We start from the raw sequence: 20,681 nt of genomic DNA, 5'->3' as shown, positions 1-20,681 counted from the left end.
CCAACGAAACCGCAGAGGATACCGAAGACATGCCAAGCACTGTACGTTTGCACCGCGTTCTGGCGACCAGCCCGGAAAAGGTCTACCGCGCATTCACCGAGGCGGATGCGCTGGCGAAATGGCTGCCGCCGAACGGCTTCACCTGCACGGTGCACAGCTTCGACGCGAAAGTCGGCGGCGCCTTCAAGATGTCCTTCCGCAACTTCACCACGGGCGGCAGCCATTCCTTCGGCGGCGAATATCTCGAACTCGTCCCCGGCGAGCGCCTGCGCTACACCGACAGGTTCGACGATCCCAACCTGCCCGGCCAGATCGAAGTGACCGTGATCTTGAAGAAAGTCTCTGTCGGCACGGAGCTCGACATCACGCAGGCAGGCATTCCCGACCTCATTCCGGCCGAGGCCTGCTATCTCGGCTGGCAGGAATCGCTGCGCAACCTGGCAAAGCTCGTCGAGCCTGAGATCAACCAGTAGAGCCCACCCATCGCAATCGATGGCGGCGCGGCCAGCCCGCGCCGCCGACAATGCCGAGCCGAGTGGTCATTGCCTCACGATCCGGTGCAGATCGGCAGCGGCTGCGGTGGCGGTGGCGGATTGTCCTTCTTGTATTGTGCGATGATCGGCTCGAGGCTCTTGCGCGGCCAGAATTTCGGCTTGCCGATCTCCTTCAGGCAGGACGCGTTCCAATAGGCGCCGGCTTTCCCAACAGCGGCGATGTCGCGCGATTCCGGGTAGATGTAGAGCGTCGTCGGATTACCCTTCACCATCGAAATGATCTGATCGGCATCGGTCGGCGACCAGCTGGTGCAGCCATTGCTGCGGCCTCCGGCATAGTCGACGAGCTTGCCGTACGCCACGTAACCGTCATGGTCCGCGTATGAGCTGTTCGGGTTCTTGCGCAGGCACATTCCCTTCAGCAGCCGCGCCGCGTGGCCGCCGATCACACGCTGCCTGGCATTCGCCGTCTCGCCCTCGCCATCGAACTGGATGAAGGTGCGCATAAGCGCCTGATCCTTTTTTGCGCCGACGCGGTAAAAACCCTTGAACGAGGTCTTTGCCTCGGAGGTCATATAGGCGCCGCCGGTCGTCAAGGACGAGTCCAAGGCATTGCCGAAGTTTTTCGCGCAGCGTTTCCCGTTGGAGAAATCGACCACGCCCTTGAGATTGCGGCCGCCGCCATGCCCTGACGAAATCGCGCGGAACGACTGTTTGGCTTCGCAGATCACGTAGTAGCGGCGCCCGAGCACGCCATTGCCGAGATCTCCGGGCCGCGTCGCGTCCATGGCGAAATAGCAGGCGTTCCTGACCGCGCCCTGCGCGACCTTCTTCTGATAAAGCGCGCGTGCCCGTTCCAGCACCACCTGCGAAATCTCGCCATCGCCATCGCCGACATGGGCCTGAAGCCAGGCCGGAATATCGGGGGAGGCGGCAAAGGACCGGGCCGACACCGTCAAGGCGATGCCGGCAACGGCGATGATGCCTAGCATGAAAACAGCCAGAGATTTCAACCGCACCGGACAACCCTCCCGCCCGAACCGTTCTGCGATTCTCGGAAACCCATCATAATTCGCCGCGCGCCGATCGGCGAAACACATCTTGTTCAGAATCACGCCCGGCTACAGCGCCAAACTCCCCTGCTCCGCCTCGACGGCATTGGGATCGCCAGGCGCCGTCGCCCAGGCGAGTTCGACCAGAGTCACCGTGCGCCGGCCGGTGCCGTCGAGCTGGCAGACGATCAGGCCCTGCTCCTCGATATAGGTGAGCAGCCGCCTGGCCCGGCGCAGCGAATGCGAACCGTAGGCACGCGCGATGGCTGCGTCGCTCGGGCACGGCCAGCCCTCCTTGGCGGCGCGCGCAATCATCATGAACACGCCTTGCATGTCCTCGGGCAACAGCGATGCGCGGACCGAAACATCTTGCCAGGCATCGTCGCCTGCCATATCGGCGCCAAGTCCGGCGCGCGCGCGCGTCAGCATGCGGCGGAATTCGGAGAGGTCCGGCACCACCGAGGCGAGGCCTTCGATGCGGCAGCGAACCACGAACTCCTGATAGAGCACACCGATAACGCGAAAACCCGCATCAGGCTGCGCCAGGATGGCGCGCAGCACACGATCGACGCGCTCACGCCGCTCCGCCAGATCCTCGGCGCTCACCGCCGGCTCCGCCGGTTCTGGGCGGATATCCAGCGCCGCCGATTTGGCCGCCATCAGCTGGTCGAGCAGGTCCGGTGACGCCACCCGGCGTGGTGCGCGCATCGTCTCAGGCGGCGCTGCCAGGATGATCGCGCGGGCGTCCTCAAGCGCCGATTCCGGCATCGCCATCAGCCGCGGCGTGCCGTTGCGCGGACTGGTCTCGGTCTGGCCGATGCGCACGCCGAGCGGACGGCGCGACAGCGCCGGTCCGAGCGCCATGAACTGGCCGCGCTCCAGGTCGCGAAACGCCTCCGCCTGCCGCCGCTCCATGCCCAAAAGGTCGGCCGCGCGCGCCATGTCGATATCGAGGAAGGTGCGGCCCATGAGGAAATTGGAGGCTTCCGCCGCGACATTCTTGGCGAGCTTGGCCAGCCGCTGGGTGGCGATGATGCCGGCAAGGCCGCGCTTGCGGCCGCGGCACATCAGATTGGTCATGGCGCCGAGCGAGAGCTTGCGCGCTTCGTCGGACACCTCGCCGGCCACCGCCGGCGCGAACAGCTGCGCCTCGTCCACCACCACCAGCATCGGGTACCAATGCTCGCGGGCGACGTCGAACAGGCCGCCGAGGAAGGCGGCGGCGCGCCGCATCTGGTTCTCGGCATCCAGCCCTTCGAGATTGAGCACGGTGGAGACGCGGTGGATGCGCGCCCGCTCGCCGGCCGCCTGCAGGCCGCGCTCGGTATGCTCCTCGGCAGCGATGACCAGATGACCGTAATGGTCGCCCAGCGAGACGAAATCGCCTTCGGGGTCGATGATGGTCTGCTGCACCCAGGGTGCGCTCTGCTCCAGCAGCCGGCGCAAGAGGTGCGATTTGCCGGAGCCGGAATTGCCCTGCACCAGGAGGCGCGTCGCCAGCAGTTCCTCAAGGTCGAGCGCCGCCGGCGCACCCGCCGTCGTCTGTCCCATCTCGATGGCTACGGTCATGTCACGACTCTCCTTGAGGAGAGGGCTTATCAACCTGACTGCAAGCCGTCGAGCGCGCCAAGGCCACTGGCCCGCTGTTCCACACCTATGCTGCGAAAGCGCCACACCTCAGACCGCCTGCCGCCACGGAAAGGCGCTTCAAGCTGATATCACCAGCGGCAGATGCGGCGCTTCCAGCCCGTCGAAGGGATCGCGCCAGGCGTCGATGGACTCGAGCCGGCGATACCAGGCGAAGACAGATGGATAATCACCCAGCGGCAAGCCCGCGACATCGTTGAAGGGCAGGAACGTCGCCATGCGGAAATCGGCATAGGAAAGCGACTTGCCCACCAGCCATTGCCGTCGGGCGAGCTCCGCCTCGAGGATCGCTGCCGCAATGCGGAACTCCGCCACCCCGTCCTCGACCTTGCCCTGGTCGATCGGGCCAATCCCGTAGCGCTGCTTGGTGCCGCGCTCGAAATGCACCGTGTCGCAGGCCCTGACGAAATTTTCCTTGCCCCAGCTCAGCCAGCGGATCATGTCCGGCTGGTCGTCGCCGCTGCGCCAGAAATCCGAACTCGCCGCGCGCGACAGCAGGCAGGCTATGGCGTCGGCCTCCCAGAGGCTGCCGCCCGGCCATGCCAGTGTCGGCAGGCTAAGAGTGGGATTGAGCAGTCGAAACCGCTCGGCCTGACCTGGCGCCATGGGTGCCGCGAACTCAAACTCGACCTTGGCCTGCAGATGACGCGCCGTCGCAACGGCGAGCGCGGATTGGGATTGCGGCTGAAGTACAGTTTCATTTCCGGGCTGGTCCTGGACGCTGTTGGCTGGACATTATCAAACACGCAAATGTGCCCTCTCGGCAATCTGGTCGGACCACGATTCCGCTGGCGTGCGCCGGTGTTCGGCGTATCATTCCTGCGGGAGAGGGTTCTTGGCAGGAGGAAGCCAATGAACGTTGAAGCAAGCGTACCTGTCATCGACCTGACAGCCCAGAACCTTGTTTCCTCTGCGCTTTCCAAATTCCGCGCCGGCGATACCGTCTCGACAAGGGCGGCGCTGGACGCCATCCGCCGCATGGATCCCACCTGTATCGACAGCGACGACGATCTGGTCGAACTCATCGTCATGGCGGCAATTGGTAAGACCATGGCAGTCGTGTTCGACCACCGCTCCCGCTAGCCCTGTGGAACGAACCGCGGATTGCGCCGTTTCGATTGTCTTCAAGTCAGAGCAATTCCAAGAAAAGTGTGAGCGGTTTTCCGTCCGGAATTGCGTAAACAAAGAGTTGAGTTCCAGGAGTAGCGTCAATGCGTGATGAGCAATTCGACGTTCCAGTGACCATCGAAAGCGAAGGCAGCGGTCTGACCGTTACCGGAACGGTCCAGGCAGCTTCCCTGCTGGTCGACGGGTGGCCGGACGAACAGCGCGGCCCGAAATACCGCTCCGCGCTGAAAGCGATGATGGATGCGATGGAGCAGCGTCGCGCGGTCGGCACGGCGCGCCGGGCGTTTTCCGCCGCCGCTCGGGAAGCGCGCGTGTTTGTGCGCGAGGGCCGGCACTAACCCGATCCTACAGCGAGGGGCGTGCCTCAGTTCCCGAGGGGATGCGGCATATAGCCGACGAAGCCGGCGATCTTCCAGCGGCCCGCCACCTTCCTGCAGAAATACAGCGTCTGCCATTTCAGCCTGTCGACGCTGCCGTCGGCCTTGGCCACTGAACCATTGAACTTCTTGTGCAGCACGGCGCGGTCGCCGTCGACGTCGATGTCGCGCATGTTGGTGACGCGAAACAGCGCCTCACGCAGCGGCTCGGCGAATTTGGTCGCCGCCGTCTCCTTGGCTTGCCGCAGCCATTCGTCGCGATAGACGCCAAGCGACGGGAATTGCAGCCGCCAGGCATCGGCATCGCTCAGGAAATGCGCATGCATGCCAAAGAAGCTCTCTTCAATGAAATCGTCCTCGACCATCGACCAATCCTGGCCGATGAAGGCGTCGATGTCGCGCCGCACCAGCATTTCCCACAGCGCATGACGATCGGCGTCGCCTTCCGGGAACGGGTTCTTGTCGAAGGTCATTCAAAAAATCTCCTGTCGGGAAAATGCGAGGCGCAAGATGCTGGCCGTCCTTTGATAAAGCAACACGCATCTGGAAAAATCTTGCATTCCCAAAACGCCCCTATGAGGATCACGGGGACAGGCGTAGAGCGGTCGGCGAAAACGGGGCGCGGCCCGCCATTTTGAACAGGAGTTTCCCTTGCCCAAAGAGTGTTTTGGAACATCGCATGTGCCGCTGTCGCCGGCGGTGCGCGCCGGCGATTTTGTCTATATTTCCGGCCAGGTGCCGGTCGATGCCGACCGCATCGTGGTCAAGGGCGGCATTACGGAACAGACGGAGCAGGTGCTTCAGAATGTTGAGGCGGCACTGGCGCTGGCCGGCTGCACCTTGGACGATGTCGTCAAGACCACGGTCTGGCTCGAGGACGCACGCGATTTCGGTGCTTTCAATGCGGTTTACGCCAGGCACTTTCCGAAAGATCCGCCGGCCCGCACCACGGTCGAATCGCGACTGATGATCGACATCAAGATCGAGGTCGAAGCCGTCGCCTACCGGCCGGTTTAGCCGGGGCATGATCCCGAAAAGTGGTAGCCGGTTTTCGGAAAGATCATGCCCCAAAACAAAAGAAAGAGGCAAGCGCCGATGCAGTTCGATCTCCTGATCAAGGGCGGCCGCCTGATCGATCCGGCCTCGGGCCTGGACGCCGTGCGTGATGTCGCCATCGCGGGTGGCCGCGTCGCGGCCATCGAGGCGGCCATCGATGCCGAGCACGCCACGCAGGTCGTCGACGCCCGCGATTGCATCGTCACCCCCGGCCTCATCGACCTGCACAGCCATGTCTACTGGGGCGGCACCTCGCTCGGCGTCGACGCCGACCGCCTGGCGGCCAAGAGCGGCACCACCACCTTCATCGATGCCGGCAGTGCCGGCGCCGGCAATTTCCTCGGCTTTCGCCGCCATGTCATCGAGCGCTCGAAGGTGCGCATCCTGGCCTATGTCAACATCTCCTTCGCCGGCATTTTCGGCTTTTCGCAGACGGTCTCGGTCGGCGAATGCAGTGATCTCAGGCTGTGCGAACCGCGCGAGACGGTGGCTGCGGTGCGCGAGCACGCCGATGTCGTCGTTGGCGTGAAAGTGCGCTCCGGCAAGCATGCCGGCGGCACCAGCGGCATTGCGCCGGTCGACCTCGCGCTCGAAGCCGCCGACCAGGCCGGCCTGCCGCTGATGGCGCATATAGACGAACCGCCGCCCGGCCGCTCCGAAGTGCTGCCGCGCCTGCGCCGCGGCGATATCCTCACCCACTGCTTCCGGCCGTTCCCCAACGCGCCGGTCTTCGCCTCGGGCGCGGTGCGGCCGGACATGTATCTGGCGCGCGAACGCGGCGTCGTCTTCGACATCGGCCACGGCATGGGCTCGTTCGACTTCGCTGTCGCGAAGGCAATGCTGGCAGAGGGTCTGGCGCCCGACGTCATCTCGAGCGACGTGCATCTCTACTGCGTCGACGGTCCAGCCTTCGACATTCTCGTCTGCATGTCGAAGCTGATGGCGCTTGGCATGCCGCTGATCGAAGTGCTGCGAGCGGCGACGCAACGCCCGGCTGAGGCGATCGCCAGGCCGGAGCTTGGCACGCTTAAGGTAGGCGGCGCGGGCGATGTCGCGGTGCTCAGGCTGCGGCAGGGACGTTTCACTTTCGTCGATGCGGTCGGGGTCGCGCTGGTTTCTGATCAGCGGCTGGTGTCGGAAGGCATCGCCGTCGGTGGTGTCTGGTGGCCGAACGAGGCAGCTGATCACAACGAGACCGAGAGGTTCGAGCCGCATGCCGGCCATACGCATGTAGAAGTGGCGGCAAGGCATTTCGGGCGGTGATTGGCCAATCTCCCCCTCGTGGGGGAGATGCCCGGCAGGGCAGAGGGGGGCGCGAAGGAACGCTAACCTTAGACGTTCGGCGATCAATCAAGAAACAGTTGAAGGTGCATTTGTCATCAGACGAGACGGCGGCGGGACAGCGCCCCCCTCTGTCCTGCCGGACATCTCCCCCACGAGGGGGGAGATTGCAGCGTCACCGCTGCGCGTTGCTCGGTTTCCCATAAACCGGCGTCGCAATCCCCTCCATCCGCGCCTTGATCTGCAGCGCCACGTATTTCGAGTAAAATCGCGACAGCGCCAGATTGCCGCCGTGGAACCACAGCGCGTCCTGCGCCGTCGGCTTCCACATGTTGCGCAACTCGCCTTGCCACGGGCCGGGATCGCCCTTCACGCCGGAGCCGAGGCCCCAGCACGGCCCGACCTTGTCGGCGACCTCGCGCGAGACGATCGCCGCCACCGTCTCGTTCATCGACTGATAGCCGGTGCACGAGATAATAGCATCGACCGCCAACTCGCTGCCGTCGTCGAACAGGATACCGCTCGGTGTCAGTGATTTTATGCCGACGCCGCTCTTCACCTTGATCTCGCCCTTGATGATCAGCTCGCAGGCGCCGACATCGATGTAGTAACCGGAGCCGGTGCGGTAGGCCTTCATCAACAGCCCGGTCTCGTCGTCGCCGAAATCGATGGCGAAGCCGGCGGCGCGCAGCCGATCGTAGAACGACGCGTCGCGTTCCTTGATCACCTCGTAGAGATCCCGTTGGCCCTTTGGCACCAGCGCGAACGGCGTCGATGCGACGATCAGGTCCGCTTTGTCGGTGCTGATGCCGCGCGCCAAAGCCTTCTCGGAAAAGATCTCGAAACCGACCTCCATCAGCGTATCGGATTTCACCACCGTCGTCGGCGAGCGCTGGATCATGGTGACATCGGCGCCGCTCTCCCAGAGGTCGACGCTGACATCGTGCCCGGAGCTTGCCGCGCCGATGACAGCGACCTTTTTGCCGCGGAATTTTTCGCCGCTGGAGTATTGGCTGGAATGCAGGAGCTCGCCCTTGAAGGCCTCTGAGCCGGGCAGCGCGATCTTCCGTGGCGGCCCGTAGGCGCCAGTGGCAAAGACGATGTGCCTGGGCTTCAGCGTGATGTGCCGGCCGACGCGGTCGACCACGACCGTCCAGACTTGCTCGGCCTCGTCATAGCTGGCGCTGATGCATTTGGTGGCGACCCAGTAATTGAGCTCCATCACCCTGGTGTACATTTCCAGCCAGTCGCCCATCTTGTCCTTGGGCGTGAACACTGGCCAGTTCTCGGGGAACGGAATGTAGGGCAGATGATCGTACCAGACCGGGTCATGCAGCACGAGCGAGCGGTAGCGGTTGCGCCAGGAATCGCCGGGCCGCGCATTCTTCTCGATGATGATGGTGGGCACGCCGAGCTGCCTTAGCCGCGCGCCGAGCATGATGCCGCCCTGCCCGCCACCGATGACCAGGCAATAGGGCTGCTCGGTGGCGCCGAGATCGCGCGTTTCGCGCGCCCGCGCCTCCGCCCATGTCTCGCGCTCAGGATCGGCCTTGTGACGGATGCCGAGCGGCCGCGCCGGACCCTTTTGTTCCTCGAACCCTTTGAGCTCGCGCATCGCCGTGAACAGCGTCCGGCAGCGTCCGTCCCTGAGGCGCACGATCCCTTCGCCGCGCGCGACAGACGTTTCGAAGGTGAACCACGCCTCGACAGTACCTTCATCCGACGTCGCTTCGCCCGACAGGCTCCAGTGCGAGGGCTTCGCCGTCGCCAGCGTCGTCTTCAGCATGTCGCGGATGGCGTCCCGGCCTTCCATCGTCGTGATGTCCCAGGTGAAGGCGAGCAGATCGCGCCAGTAGCAGTCGTCGACGAACAGGTTGGCGGCGGCCTCGGCGTCATCAGCTTCCAGCGCCCGCGCAAGGGCGGAAAGCCAGGTGGACGCCTGTTTCGATGGAGCCATGTCGAGCATTCTGTTTCCCTCGTCTGAGGCGCTCATTGTTTCGAAAGACGGCGCCACCGCAAGAGGCTTCTGCGACCACATTGGCGCGAAATCTTTATAGGAATTTTATATCTTTCCTCCCGGCCCCGTCTCGAACGTTTATGGCGATCGGGTCCATATTCCGTGCCAAGAAAAACGCGCCGTACGCCGTGATCCCCAGGGAAACGGTGGATCGTTTTCATGGAAATTCTGGCCGCCATCCAATGGCGCTCAAGTACAAGGAACAACAAGAATGGACATTGTCGTGATCGGGATCGACGTTTTGTTTTTCGCCCTTTCCCTCGCCTACATCAAAGCCTGTGACGCGCTTTAGACGGAAGGACCGCACCATGCTTGTCGATTACATCCTCGGTGGCGGCGTGACCTTGCTCCTGCTCGTCTACCTGACATACGCCCTCGTTCGCCCAGAACGCTTCTGATCGCTCTTGGTGCAAGGCACGGAAAGCTATTCTCATGACACTGATTGGATGGATACAGATTCTCGTCTATTGCGGGATCGTCGTTTTGCTCGTGAAGCCGCTCGGCGGCTACATGTATCGCGTCTTCAACGGCGATCGCACCTTTCTCTCGCCCATACTTGGTCCGGTTGAACGCGGCCTCTACCGCATCTCGGGAACCAGCGAACGCGAAGAGCAGCACTGGACGACCTATGCGGCAGGCATCATCTTCTTCAGCCTCGCCAGCTTCCTGGTGCTTTATGTCCTGCAGCGCCTGCAAGGCGTCTTGCCTTACAATCCGGCGGGCATGACCGCTGTCGAGCCCAACCTCGCCTTCAACACCGCCGTCAGCTTCGTCACCAACACCAACTGGCAGAATTACGGCGGCGAAAGCACGATGTCCTATCTCGTGCAGATGGCCGGCCTGACGGTGCAGAATTTCATGTCTGCCGCGGTCGGCATCGCCATCGCCGTCGCGTTGATCCGCGGCTTCGCCCGCGCGTCGGGCAAGTCGATCGGCAATTTCTGGGTCGATCTCACCCGCTGCACGCTCTATGTGCTCCTGCCGACCTGCATCGTGCTGACGCTCGTCTATGTCTGGCTGGGCATCCCGCAGACGCTGGGCCCGTATGTCGACGCCACCACGCTGGAAGGTGCCAAGCAGACGATCGCGCTCGGCCCGGTCGCCTCGCAGATCGCCATCAAGATGCTCGGCACCAATGGCGGCGGCTTCTTCAACGCCAATGCCGCGCATCCTTTCGAGAACCCCAACGCGATCTCCAACTTCCTCCAGATGCTGACGATCTTCGCTCTCGGCGCCGCGCTGACCAACGTGTTTGGCCGCATGGTCGGCAACCAGCGCCAGGGTTGGGCGATCCTGGCCTCGATGGGCGTGCTGTTCCTCGCCGGCGTCATCGTCTGCTACTGGGCCGAAGCCGCCGGCAATCCACTGGTGCATGCACTGGGCATCAATGGCGGCAACATGGAAGGCAAGGAAACGCGCTTCGGCATCGCCGCCTCGGCGCTGTTCGCGGTCATCACCACCGCCGCCTCCTGCGGCGCCGTCAACGCCATGCATGATAGTTTCACCGCGCTTGGCGGCATGATCCCGCTCATCAACATGCAACTCGGCGAGGTCATCGTCGGCGGCGTCGGCGCCGGCTTCTACGGCATCCTGATGTTCATCGTGATCGCCGTCTTCGTCGCCGGACTGATGGTCGGCCGCACGCCGGAATATCTCGGCAAGAAGATCGAGGCCAAGGAGGTCAAGATGGCGATGCTGGCGATCCTGTGCCTACCGCTGGCTATGCTCATCTTCACCGCGATCGCGGTCGTCCTGCCGAGCGCCGTAGCCTCGATCGCCAATGGCGGCCCGCACGGCTTCTCCGAGGTTCTGTACGCCTACACCTCGGCGGCAGCCAACAACGGCTCGGCCTTTGCCGGCCTTTCTGGCAACACGCCCTGGTACAACATCACCATCGGCATCGGTATGCTGATGGGCCGCTTCCTGGTCATCATTCCGGCACTCGCCATTGCAGGCTCGCTGGTAGCGAAGAAGACGGCGCCCGCCTCCGCCGGCACCTTCCCGACCGACAGCACACTGTTCGTCGGACTGCTTGTCGGTGTCATCATCATCGTCGGCGGCCTCACCTTCTTCCCGGCGCTCGCCGTCGGCCCGATCGTCGAGCACCTGGCGCTGATCCACGGACAGACTTTCTGAGATGACCATGCCCCGCTTCAGCGACATACTTCGGCACGATCATCACCCGCCCGGTAGCGGAGCGCCCGACGATAACGGAAGGGACGAGAAGCCTCGTCCTTTCCCGACGCTTTCAACCTTTCTCGGCATGGCCGCCGTGCTGATCGTGCTGTGGCTGCTGGCCACCGGCCTTCCGCACCTGTTGCCGAAGACCGAACACCCGGCGCCGTCCAACATCACCGATACAGGATCCCAAAAATGAGCCAGCCCAAATCCGCAAGCATCATGGATGCCCGCATCCTGGTGCCCGCCATTGGCGGCGCTTTCCGCAAGCTCGACCCGCGCACCCTGGTCAGGAATCCAGTGATGTTCGTCGTCGCCGTCGTCTCGCTGCTCACCACCGTGCTGTTCGTCAAGGACCTCGTCGGCGGCGGCGGCGATTTCGCCTTCACCCTGCAGATCATCATCTGGCTGTGGTTCACCGTGCTGTTTGCCAACTTCGCCGAAGCCGTTGCCGAAGGCCGTGGCAAGGCGCAAGCCGACTCGCTGCGCAAGGCGCGCACCGAGACACAGGCCAAGCTGCTTGCCGGCGAGGACCGCTCCAAATTCAGGCTGGTGCCCGGCACCGGCCTGAAGATCGGCGACATCGTGCTGGTGGAAGCCGGCGACATCATCCCGTCCGACGGCGAAGTGATCGAAGGCGTGGCCTCGGTCAATGAGGCGGCGATCACCGGCGAGTCCGCACCCGTCATCCGCGAATCCGGCGGCGACCGCTCGGCCGTCACCGGCGGCACCCAGGTGTTGTCCGACTGGATCCGCGTGCGCATATCAGCCGCATCCGGCCACACCTTCCTCGACCGCATGATCTCGCTGGTCGAGGGTGCCGCGCGCCAGAAGACACCCAACGAGATCGCGCTCAACATCCTGCTCGTCGGCATGACGCTGATCTTCGTGCTCGCCACCGCGACGATCCCGAGCTTTGCCTCCTATTCCGGCGGCTATATCCCGGTGACCGTGCTGGTCGCGCTGTTCGTCACCTTGATACCGACAACCATCGGCGCGCTGCTGTCGGCCATCGGCATTGCCGGCATGGACCGCCTGGTGCGCTTCAACGTGCTGGCCATGTCCGGTCGCGCCGTGGAGGCCGCCGGCGACGTCGACACGCTGCTCCTCGACAAGACCGGCACGATTACGCTCGGCAACCGCCAGGCGACGGAATTCCGACCGGTCAAAGGCGTCACCGAACAGGAACTGGCCGACGCCGCACAGCTGGCCTCGCTCGCTGACGAGACGCCTGAGGGACGCTCGATCGTCGTGCTGGCCAAGGAGAAATACGCCATCCGCGCCCGCGACATGGCGACATTGCATGCCACCTTCGTGCCGTTCACCGCGCAGACCCGCATGAGCGGTGTCGACATCGATGGCTCTTCGATCCGCAAGGGTGCGGTCGATTCCGTGCTTGCCCATGTCAGCCAGGCGACATCGGTCAGCCATGGTGCAAGGCCGGCCACGGAAACGCTGCGCGACCTGCAGGCGATCGCCGACGAGATCGCCAAGGCGGGCGGCACGCCGCTGGCGGTCGAACGCGACGGGCGGCTGCTCGGCGTCGTCCACCTTAAGGACATAGTCAAGGGCGGCATTCGCGAGCGTTTCGCGGAATTGCGCAAGATGGGCATCCGTACCGTGATGATCACTGGCGACAATCCGATGACTGCGGCCGCGATCGCCGCCGAAGCCGGCGTCGACGACTTCCTTGCCCAGGCCACGCCCGAGGACAAGCTGAAGCTGATCCGCGACGAACAAGCCAAGGGCAAGCTGGTCGCCATGTGCGGCGACGGCACCAACGATGCGCCCGCTCTTGCCCAGGCCGATGTCGGCGTCGCCATGAACACCGGCACGGTCGCCGCGCGTGAGGCCGGCAACATGGTCGACCTCGATAGCGACCCGACCAAGCTGATCGAGATCGTCGAGATCGGCAAGGCGCTGCTGATGACGCGCGGCTCGCTGACCACCTTCTCGATCGCCAACGACGTTGCCAAATACTTTGCCATCATCCCGGCCATGTTCGCCGTCTTCTACGTCGCGCCGGGGCAGATGACCGGCCCGCTGCAGGCGCTCAACATCATGCATCTGGCGACGCCGCAGAGCGCCATTCTGTCGGCCATCATCTTCAACGCGCTGATCATCATCGCGCTGATCCCGCTGTCGCTGAAAGGCGTCAAATACCGCGCCATCGGCGCCGGCGCCCTGCTCAGCCGCAACCTGCTCGTCTACGGCCTCGGCGGCATCATCGTCCCGTTCGTTGGCATCAAGGCGATCGACATGATCGTCACTGGCCTCGGCCTCGCTTAAGGACCCAATTCCATGCTCACCCAGATAAGACCCGCAATCGTCATGATTGTCTTTTTCACCGTGCTGACCGGCCTGATCTATCCCCTGGGTATGACCGGCATCGCGCAGGCGCTGTTTCCGCACCAGGCCAATGGCAGCCTGATCGAAAAGGACGGCAAGGTGATCGGTTCCGAGCTGATCGGCCAGGGCTTTGCCGGCGACAAGTATTTCCATGGCCGCCCGTCGGCTGCCGGCGACGGTTACAACGCCGCCGCCTCAAGCGGCTCCAATCTCGGCCCGACCAACCCCAAGCTGATCGACCGCATCAAGGGCGACGCCGAAAAACTGAAGGCGGAAAACCCCAACCAGCCGGTGCCGATCGATCTGGTCACCGCCTCAGGCAGCGGCCTTGACCCTGACATCAGCCCCGAGGCCGCCTATTTCCAGGTCGCTCGGGTGGCCAAGGCCAGGGGCATCGACGAGGCCAGCATCAAGGCGCTTGTCGACAGCCACGTAGAAGGCCGCGAACTCGGCTTCCTCGGTGAGCCGGTCGTCAATGTGCTGGCGCTCAACCTGGCGCTGGACGATACCAAGTGAGAGACAGTCTTTGAAGCCTGGCGTCGGGGATCGACACCATCCCCGGCGCCGTTCATGATCGAGCCTGATGCCGGACGACAGAAGCAACGACAACAGACCCTCTCCGGACGCACTGCTCGAGCATGCGGAACGGGAAGAGCGCGGCCGTCTGCGGATATTTCTCGGCGCCGCCCCCGGTGTCGGCAAAACCTACGAGATGCTCATGGCCGGCCGCGCCAGGCTGGCTGACGGCGTCGATGTGGTGATCGGCATCGTCGAAACCCACGGCCGTAAGGAAACCCTGGCGCTGGTCGACGGCTACGAGGTCATCCCGCGCCAGAAGGTCAGCTACAAGGACCGCGTGCTGGACGAGATGGACATCGACGCCATCCTCGCCCGCCGTCCCGCGCTCGTGCTGGTCGACGAGCTCGCCCACACCAATGCGCCGGGCAGCCGCCACCCCAAGCGCTATCTCGACGTCCAGGAAATCCTGACACGCGGCATCGACGTCTACACCACGCTCAACATCCAGCATGTCGAGAGCCTGAACGACGTCGTGGCGCAGATCACCCGCGTCAGGGTGCGCGAAACGGTTCCGGACTCCATCATCGACCAGGCCGACGACATCGAGATCATCGATCTCACGCCCGACGACCTGATCAAACGGTTGAAGGAAGGCAAGGTCTATTTCCCCAACACCGCCCAGCGTGCGGTCGAAAACTATTTCTCGCCCGGCAATCTGACGGCGCTTCGCGAACTGGCGCTGCGCCGCACTGCCCAGCGCGTCGACGAACAGCTGCTCAACCACATGCAGTCGCACGCCATCCAGGGCCCGTGGGCGGCGGGCGAAAGGGTGCTCGTCTGCGTCGACGCGCGTCCGGGCGGAGCCGCCCGCATCCGTTATGCGCGCCGGTTGGCCGACCGGCTGCGCGCCCCCTGGACGGCGCTGCATGTCGACACGCCGCGTTCGGCCGCCATGTCGGAGGAGGACAAGGACCGGCTGGCGACGCTGTTGCGCCTGGCCGAGCAGCTCGGCGCCGAGGTGACGACCATACCGGGCCAGAACGTCGCCCAGGATATCGTGCGCCACGCCACCGCGAACAACTTCACCCATATCGTCGTCGGCAGGCCGACCCGTTCGCGCTGGCGCGAACTGATCGAGGGATCGCTCACCTACGATCTGATCCGCAACGCCGGCGACATCAGCGTCCATGTCATTTCGGGAAACGAGCGCGGCAACGACGCGGCCTCGCGAAACGTCAAGACAGCGGACGAGCAGTGGCAGTTCGATGCCTGGCACTATCTCAAGGCGACGGCCTTCGTTGCCGGCTCGCTCGGCTTCGCGGCCATTCTCGACCAGTTTCTCGACGTTCGCAATCTCGCGATCATCTTTCTGATCGGGGTGCTGACGTCAGCGGTGACCGGCGGTCTGTGGCCGGCTCTGTACGCCTGTCTCGTCAGTGCCCTTGCCTTCAACTTTTTTTTCCTGGAACCGCGCTACACGCTGACGATCCGGGATCCCGAAAGCATCGTGGCGCTCGCGGTCTTTCTCGTCGTTGCCGTCATCGCCAGCAATCTGACGGCACGCGTGCAGCGCCAGGCGGTCGCCGCCCGCTCTCGGGCCCGGGCAACGGAGGATATCTACCTATTCTCCAAGAAGCTCGCCGGCGCCGGTACGCTCGACGACGTGCTGTGGGCCACCGCCTTCCAGATCGCCTCGATGCTGAAGCTGCGCGTAGTGGTGCTGCTGCCGGAAGACGGCACGATCACCGTCAAGGCCGGCTATCCCCCCGACGACACACTGGCCGAGGCCGACATCGCCGCCGCCCGCTGGGCCTGGGAGCACAACCGTGCCGCCGGCCGTGGCGCCGACACGCTGCCCGGCGCCAAGCGCCTCTATCTGCCCTTGCGCACGGGCCGCACGGCCATCGGCGTCGTCGGCCTCGACAACGACAAGCAGGGGCCATTGCTGACGCCCGAGCAGCAGCGCCTGCTCGATGCGCTGGCCGACCAGGCGGCAGTCGCCATCGAGCGCATCCAGCTGGTCGCCGATGTCGATCGCGCCAAGCTGGCGGCCGAGGCCGACCGCTTGCGCTCGGCGCTGCTGACCTCAATCTCGCATGATCTGAAGACCCCGCTTGCGGCCATCATGGGCGCGGCCGGAACGCTGCGGGAATATGCACCCTCATTGCCCGAAAACGATCGGGCCGAGTTGCTGACCACCGTGCTCGATGAATCCGAACGGCTGAACCGCTTCATCGCCAATCTGCTCGACATGACCAAGATCGAATCCGGAGCCATGGAGCCGAATTTCGCCCTCCATTATGTCGGCGATGTCGTTGGCTCTGCCTTGCAGCGGGCGCGCAAGATCATTGCCGAACACAAGACCGAGATCGACATTCCGGCCGACCTGCCGATGCTGAAGCTCGATCCCGTCCTGTTCGAGCAGGCACTGTTCAACCTTCTCGACAACGCCGCAAAATACGCGCCACCGGGGTCAACCATCCGCATGCAGGGCTGGGTCGACAATGGCTCCGTCGTGCTTCAGGTCATGGATGAGGGACCGGGCATTCCACCCGGCGACCTCGAGCGGATCTTCGACAGCTTCTACCGCGTGCGCAAGCGTGACCAGGTCCAGGCCGGCACAGGGCTCGGCCTATCGATCTGCCGCGGCTTCATCGAGGCGATGGGCGGCACGATCACGGCGGCGAACCGCAGCGACCGGCCGGGCGCCGTTTTCACGATCCGCATGCCGAGGCCGGCACAATCGCCCGGCATGGACGAACAGAGTGCGGACGGGCAAACATCTGGTGATCCGGCATGACAAATTCCAACGTCAGCATATTGGTGGTCGATGACGAGCCGCCGATCCGCAAACTGCTGCGCGTCGGACTCGGCAGCCAGGGCTATGCGGTCAGCGAGGCGCCCAACGCAAAGGCTGCGATTGAACTCGTCGATGTGGAAAAGCCGGATCTGATCTTGCTCGATCTCGGCTTGCCCGGCATGGGCGGCCTCGACCTTTTGAGCAAATGGCGCGACGACGGGCTCGACGTTCCCGTGGTGATCCTGTCCAGCCGCACCGATGAGGCCGGCATCGTCGCCGCACTGGAACTGGGCGCCGACGACTATGTCACCAAGCCGTTCGGCATGAACGAACTGGTCGCCAGAATCCGCGTCGCGCTGCGCCACAAATTTCAGCAGCAGGGCGAAAAGCCGGTGTTCCAAACCGGCGATCTCAGCGTCGATCTGGTCAAGCGCATCGTCAAGGTCGAGGGCAAGGAGATCAAGCTGTCGCCGAAGGAATACGACATACTGCGCATCCTGGTGCAGCATGCCGGCAAGGTTCTCACCCACCATTTCCTGCTGAAGCAGGTCTGGGGCGACTCCACCGACGTGCAGTATCTCAGGGTCTATGTCCGCCAGCTCCGGCAGAAGATCGAAAAGTCGCCCGACCAGCCGCGCTACATCACCACCGAGACCGGCGTGGGGTATCGGCTGCGCGAGGTTGAATGACCGGGCCTCAAGCCGGCCGCCATTGAGCCCGAGGACCGCGCCCGACAGAGCGGTCAATCGAGTGCGGGCCGGTCGCTTCCTCATGGGATTTTGCCGGCCCATGGCAGATCGGGACGAACGCCCTATATAGAGGGAGGTCATGTTTTGGACGGGAATGAACGCATGTCGGTGCTTAGCCTTTCGACAGTTCTGACGGCTGCACTGCTGGCGGCGGCGACGCTGCCGGGCATGGCGCAATCTGCCTCGGCGCAGGCCGTCAACCCCAGCGCCAACCGGCTGATCCAGCAGAACCAACTGCAGCAGTTGCGCAACAGCTTTCAACGCCAGCAGTTCCAGCAACAGCAGCAGCAATACCGCGAGCAGGATCGTCGGATCGTGCCACAACCCCGCCCTGAAGTGCCGGTCGTGAGGCAAAGCTGCCCGATTCAGATTGTCGGCAACCAGATTGTGCGTGTTTGCCGTTGATATCGGTCGCTTGCAATTTACTTAGTCGACTTATTTAATAAAAAATGCCCCATTGCCCCGCGGGCATTTTTGGGGTTTGCAGGCGGCGTGCGGCGGTGCGCCCGTCGACCGGGTTTTCAGCAATGGCAACGACGAAGAAAAAGGCGGTACGCAAGGCAAGGCGAGGCGGACGCATTCGCCAGGTCGCCGCCATCCCCTTTCGCCTGGACGAAAACGGCAATTTAGAAGTGATGCTGGTGACGTCGCGCACAACGAAGCGCTTCATCGTGCCCAAGGGCTGGCCGATGAAAGGCAAGAGCGGGCGCAAGGCCGCCACCATCGAGGCGCGGGAAGAAGCCGGCGTGCTCGGCAAGACACGCAAGGCACCGGCCGGCAGCTATTCCTACTGGAAACGGCTGGAACACAATTTCGTGCGTGTCGACGTCGTCGTCTACCTCTTGGAAGTGTCTGAGGAACTGGCCAACTGGCAAGAGGCCAAAAGCCGCCAGCGCGCCTGGCTCAAGCCGCAAGACGCGGCTTTGCTCATCGATGAACCGGATCTCACGACGCTTTTGACGAGCCTCGCGGTGCCTCTGCCCGCGGCGCCGGACCCGGCCTGAGCCTCACTTGCCCTCGTCACCTTCAGCGGGAAACGGCCGCACGGGCGTGCCGGTATAGGCCCACAGCCATTCGCGCGGCAGCGGCCCCTTGTTGCGGTCGCTCTGCTGCGACTGCTCCCACGCATGCGCCAGGATGCCAACCGAACGTGACAACACGAACAGACCGCGCGTCAGCGGCGGCGGAAAGCCGAGTTCGCCATAGATCACGGCCGTGGCGCCATCGATGTTGAGCGGGATCTTCTTGCCCTTGCGCCGTGCGACCTCCGCTTCGACAGCCTCGGCGATGTCGGCGAAGCGCCCGCTGACGACACCGCGCGCGGCAAAATCGCGCGTCACCTCGATCAGCCGCGGCGCGCGCGGATCGACCGGGTGGAAGCGATGGCCGAAGCCCGGCACATAGCCCTTCTCCTCGGCGAAGAAGCGATCGAGCCGCGCCGAGACCGCCTCATCCAGCGTCGCACCCGTGTCGAGCGCCACGGCGATGTCGCCGTAGAAGGACAGCGCCTGTTCGCCCGCGCCGCCATGGACGTCGCCCAGCACATTGACCGCCGAGGCCATGGCGCTGTTGATGCCGACGCCGCAGGTGATGGCCATGCGGGCAATGGCGATCGACGGCGCCTGCGGCCCATGATCGACGGCGGCCCCCAGCGCAATGCCAAGCAGAGCCGCCTGCTCTTCGCTTGGCAGCTCACCGCGCAGCATCAGCCAGATCGTTGCCGGGAAGCTGACGCGGCCGATCAGATCCTGGATTTCATAGCCGCGCAGCCGGATGATGCCGGGGCTCATCTCGATGATGCCGGTCTGCCACCACTCCTCGCCGCGCTCGCGGCCGGTTTTTTTCTCGAGCTCGCTCACGCCCGCCTCCTGGCGCGCGGCGGCAAGTCGGAAAAAACCTCGTCCATGTGTTCGCCGAGCACAGGTGGCGGCAGGACCGGCAAGGGCGCCGCACCATCGACCATGAAGCCGCCGCGCACGACGGTCAGCGGCTGCTCCATGCCGGGCAACCCCTGGAAACGCGTGGTCATGTCGCGCTCGACCACCTGGCGCTCGCCAAGCACCTGCGGGATCGTCAGCACCCGGCCCGCCGGTACGCCGGCGCGGTTGAATTTGTCCTCCCAGGCAGCAGCCGAGGCGCTCGCGAGCGCTGCCTCGATCAGCACCTTCAGCGCTGCGCGGTTCTGCTTGCGGGTCTCGCGTTCGGCAAAGCGCGCATCCTCGGCCAGTTCTGGCTGGCCGATCAGCCGGCAGAGCGTGACGAACTGCTCCTGCTTGTTGGCGGCGATGTTGAGCAGGCCGTCGCCGGTGCGGAACGCACCGGAGGGAGCCGCCGTTATGTTCTCATTGCCCATCGGCTTCGGCTCGACGCCGGCGGTCAGGTAGTTGGACACCGGCCAGCCGAGCGCCGACAGTGTGCATTCGAGCATCGAGACATCGAGAAACGCGCCCTTGCCCGATGTCTTCTGCTTCACCAGCGCGGCGGCAATGGCAAAGGCTCCTACCAGCCCGCCCAGAGTGTCGGCGACGGGATAGCCCACCCGCAAGGGTGCGGTCTCCGGTGTGCCGGTGATGCTCATGATTCCCGACAGCCCCTGGATGATCTGGTCGTAGGCCGGATTGTCGCGCATCGGCCCGGTCTGGCCGAACCCCGATATAGCGCAATAGACGAGACCGGGACGGACTTCCCTCAATGCCTCATAACCGAGGCCGAGCCGATCCATCACGCCTGGTCGAAAATTTTCGACCAGCGCGTCGGCCGAGGCAACCAGGTCGAGGAAGCGCTCTCGATCGGCTTCGTTCTTCAGATCGAGCATCACCGATCGTTTGCCGGCGTTCTGCGCCAGGAACGACGCGCCCATGCCGGCCTTGTTGAGCGCCGGCGAGGCGCCGAGCTGGCGCGCCAGATCGCCACCCTGCGGCGCCTCGACCTTGATGACGTCGGCGCCGAGCAGCGCCAGCTGGTAGGCGCAGTACGGCCCGGCCAGAACATTGGTCAGGTCGAGCACGCGAATGCCGGCAAGCAGATCGGTCAT

General features: G+C 64.2%; 20 protein-coding genes and 1 pseudogene. 14 read left to right on the top strand and 7 right to left on the bottom strand.

Going from position 1 to position 20,681, the window contains the following annotated elements; all coding sequences use genetic code 11:
- The first annotated feature begins 29 nt into the window (after nucleotides 1–29).
- Complete coding sequence (locus ACWTU9_RS07410) at nucleotides 30–473, top strand: SRPBCC family protein (RefSeq protein WP_455857736.1); 444 nt, start codon at nucleotides 30–32, stop codon at nucleotides 471–473.
- Nucleotides 474–547: 74 nt separating this feature from the next.
- Here ACWTU9_RS07410 and ACWTU9_RS07405 read toward each other — a convergent pair whose 3' ends face one another.
- The 3 genes and pseudogenes from ACWTU9_RS07405 to ACWTU9_RS07395 all read right to left on the bottom strand — a co-directional run bounded on the left by ACWTU9_RS07405 (nucleotide 548) and on the right by ACWTU9_RS07395 (nucleotide 3,894).
- The gene (locus ACWTU9_RS07405) at nucleotides 548–1,486 is read right to left on the bottom strand and encodes a hypothetical protein (RefSeq protein ID WP_455857735.1); all 939 of its coding nucleotides are present in this window, start codon (nucleotides 1,484–1,486) and stop codon (nucleotides 548–550) included.
- A 129-nt stretch (nucleotides 1,487–1,615) separates the two neighbouring features.
- A complete protein-coding gene (locus tag ACWTU9_RS07400) occupies nucleotides 1,616–3,115 on the bottom strand; it encodes a helicase HerA domain-containing protein (RefSeq protein ID WP_455857734.1) in 1,500 nt (499 codons plus the stop codon).
- 138 nt (nucleotides 3,116–3,253) lie between these two features.
- Nucleotides 3,254–3,894 (bottom strand): annotated as a pseudogene (locus ACWTU9_RS07395) (glutathione S-transferase family protein).
- Nucleotides 3,895–4,045: 151 nt separating this feature from the next.
- On the opposite strand from ACWTU9_RS07395, the gene ACWTU9_RS07390 reads away from it, so the two are divergent.
- Both ACWTU9_RS07390 and ACWTU9_RS07385 read left to right on the top strand, forming a co-directional pair.
- Nucleotides 4,046–4,276, top strand: a complete 231-nt coding sequence (locus ACWTU9_RS07390; protein WP_454585969.1) for a hypothetical protein — start codon at nucleotides 4,046–4,048, stop codon at nucleotides 4,274–4,276.
- A 128-nt stretch (nucleotides 4,277–4,404) separates the two neighbouring features.
- Nucleotides 4,405–4,659 carry a DUF982 domain-containing protein gene (locus ACWTU9_RS07385; protein ID WP_455857733.1) on the top strand — a complete coding sequence of 85 codons (255 nt, stop codon included), beginning with the start codon at nucleotides 4,405–4,407 and terminating at the stop codon, nucleotides 4,657–4,659.
- 26 nt (nucleotides 4,660–4,685) lie between these two features.
- Here the strand turns inward: ACWTU9_RS07385 and ACWTU9_RS07380 are convergent, their stop codons facing one another.
- Nucleotides 4,686–5,171, bottom strand: coding sequence for a hypothetical protein (locus ACWTU9_RS07380; protein ID WP_455857732.1), 486 nt, complete (start codon nucleotides 5,169–5,171; stop codon nucleotides 4,686–4,688).
- Between the two features lie 178 nt (nucleotides 5,172–5,349).
- Here ACWTU9_RS07380 and ACWTU9_RS07375 point away from each other — a divergent pair, with 178 nt between their 5' ends.
- Both ACWTU9_RS07375 and ACWTU9_RS07370 read left to right on the top strand, forming a co-directional pair.
- Nucleotides 5,350–5,715 carry a RidA family protein gene (locus ACWTU9_RS07375; protein ID WP_455857731.1) on the top strand — a complete coding sequence of 122 codons (366 nt, stop codon included), beginning with the start codon at nucleotides 5,350–5,352 and terminating at the stop codon, nucleotides 5,713–5,715.
- A 78-nt stretch (nucleotides 5,716–5,793) separates the two neighbouring features.
- Entirely contained in the window at nucleotides 5,794–7,017 is a 1,224-nt protein-coding gene (locus tag ACWTU9_RS07370) for an amidohydrolase/deacetylase family metallohydrolase (protein ID WP_455857730.1), read from the top strand.
- A 193-nt stretch (nucleotides 7,018–7,210) separates the two neighbouring features.
- Here the strand turns inward: ACWTU9_RS07370 and ACWTU9_RS07365 are convergent, their stop codons facing one another.
- A complete protein-coding gene (locus tag ACWTU9_RS07365) occupies nucleotides 7,211–9,001 on the bottom strand; it encodes a flavin-containing monooxygenase (RefSeq protein ID WP_455857729.1) in 1,791 nt (596 codons plus the stop codon).
- A 359-nt stretch (nucleotides 9,002–9,360) separates the two neighbouring features.
- Between ACWTU9_RS07365 and ACWTU9_RS07360 the strand changes: the two genes are divergently transcribed.
- From ACWTU9_RS07360 to ACWTU9_RS07320, 9 genes are all read left to right on the top strand, one after another.
- Nucleotides 9,361–9,450, top strand: coding sequence for a K(+)-transporting ATPase subunit F (locus tag ACWTU9_RS07360; protein WP_454585975.1), 90 nt, complete (start codon nucleotides 9,361–9,363; stop codon nucleotides 9,448–9,450).
- 34 nt (nucleotides 9,451–9,484) lie between these two features.
- Nucleotides 9,485–11,188, top strand: coding sequence for a potassium-transporting ATPase subunit KdpA (gene kdpA / locus ACWTU9_RS07355; protein WP_455857728.1), 1,704 nt, complete (start codon nucleotides 9,485–9,487; stop codon nucleotides 11,186–11,188).
- A 1-nt stretch (nucleotide 11,189) separates the two neighbouring features.
- Nucleotides 11,190–11,429: a hypothetical protein gene (locus ACWTU9_RS07350; protein ID WP_455857727.1), complete on the top strand. Its 240-nt coding sequence runs from the start codon at nucleotides 11,190–11,192 to the stop codon at nucleotides 11,427–11,429.
- Entirely contained in the window at nucleotides 11,426–13,519 is a 2,094-nt protein-coding gene (gene kdpB, locus ACWTU9_RS07345) for a potassium-transporting ATPase subunit KdpB (protein ID WP_455857726.1), read from the top strand. The genes ACWTU9_RS07350 and kdpB overlap by 4 nt, the downstream gene beginning before the upstream one ends.
- 12 nt (nucleotides 13,520–13,531) lie before the next feature.
- Nucleotides 13,532–14,095, top strand: coding sequence for a potassium-transporting ATPase subunit KdpC (gene kdpC / locus ACWTU9_RS07340; protein WP_455857725.1), 564 nt, complete (start codon nucleotides 13,532–13,534; stop codon nucleotides 14,093–14,095).
- Nucleotides 14,096–14,162: 67 nt separating this feature from the next.
- Complete coding sequence (locus ACWTU9_RS07335; protein ID WP_455857724.1) at nucleotides 14,163–16,898, top strand: DUF4118 domain-containing protein; 2,736 nt, start codon at nucleotides 14,163–14,165, stop codon at nucleotides 16,896–16,898.
- Nucleotides 16,895–17,587, top strand: coding sequence for a response regulator transcription factor (locus ACWTU9_RS07330; RefSeq protein ID WP_455857723.1), 693 nt, complete (start codon nucleotides 16,895–16,897; stop codon nucleotides 17,585–17,587). Before ACWTU9_RS07335 ends, ACWTU9_RS07330 begins: the two co-directional genes overlap by 4 nt.
- A 162-nt stretch (nucleotides 17,588–17,749) precedes the next feature.
- Nucleotides 17,750–18,052 (top strand): hypothetical protein, encoded by a 303-nt coding sequence (locus ACWTU9_RS07325; RefSeq protein WP_455857722.1) that lies wholly within the window; start codon nucleotides 17,750–17,752, stop codon nucleotides 18,050–18,052.
- Nucleotides 18,053–18,174: 122 nt separating this feature from the next.
- Entirely contained in the window at nucleotides 18,175–18,651 is a 477-nt protein-coding gene (locus ACWTU9_RS07320; RefSeq protein ID WP_455857721.1) for an NUDIX hydrolase, read from the top strand.
- A gap of 3 nt (nucleotides 18,652–18,654) precedes the next feature.
- Here ACWTU9_RS07320 and ACWTU9_RS07315 read toward each other — a convergent pair whose 3' ends face one another.
- On the bottom strand, nucleotides 18,655–19,506 hold the full coding sequence (locus tag ACWTU9_RS07315; RefSeq protein ID WP_455857720.1) for a citryl-CoA lyase: 852 nt from the start codon (nucleotides 19,504–19,506) through the stop codon (nucleotides 18,655–18,657).
- Nucleotides 19,503–20,681: a CaiB/BaiF CoA transferase family protein gene (locus tag ACWTU9_RS07310; RefSeq protein ID WP_455857719.1), complete on the bottom strand. Its 1,179-nt coding sequence runs from the start codon at nucleotides 20,679–20,681 to the stop codon at nucleotides 19,503–19,505. Before ACWTU9_RS07310 ends, ACWTU9_RS07315 begins: the two co-directional genes overlap by 4 nt.

This window comes from Mesorhizobium sp. 128a (assembly GCF_053848025.1).
This window is presented reverse-complemented; position numbering and strand designations above follow the sequence as displayed.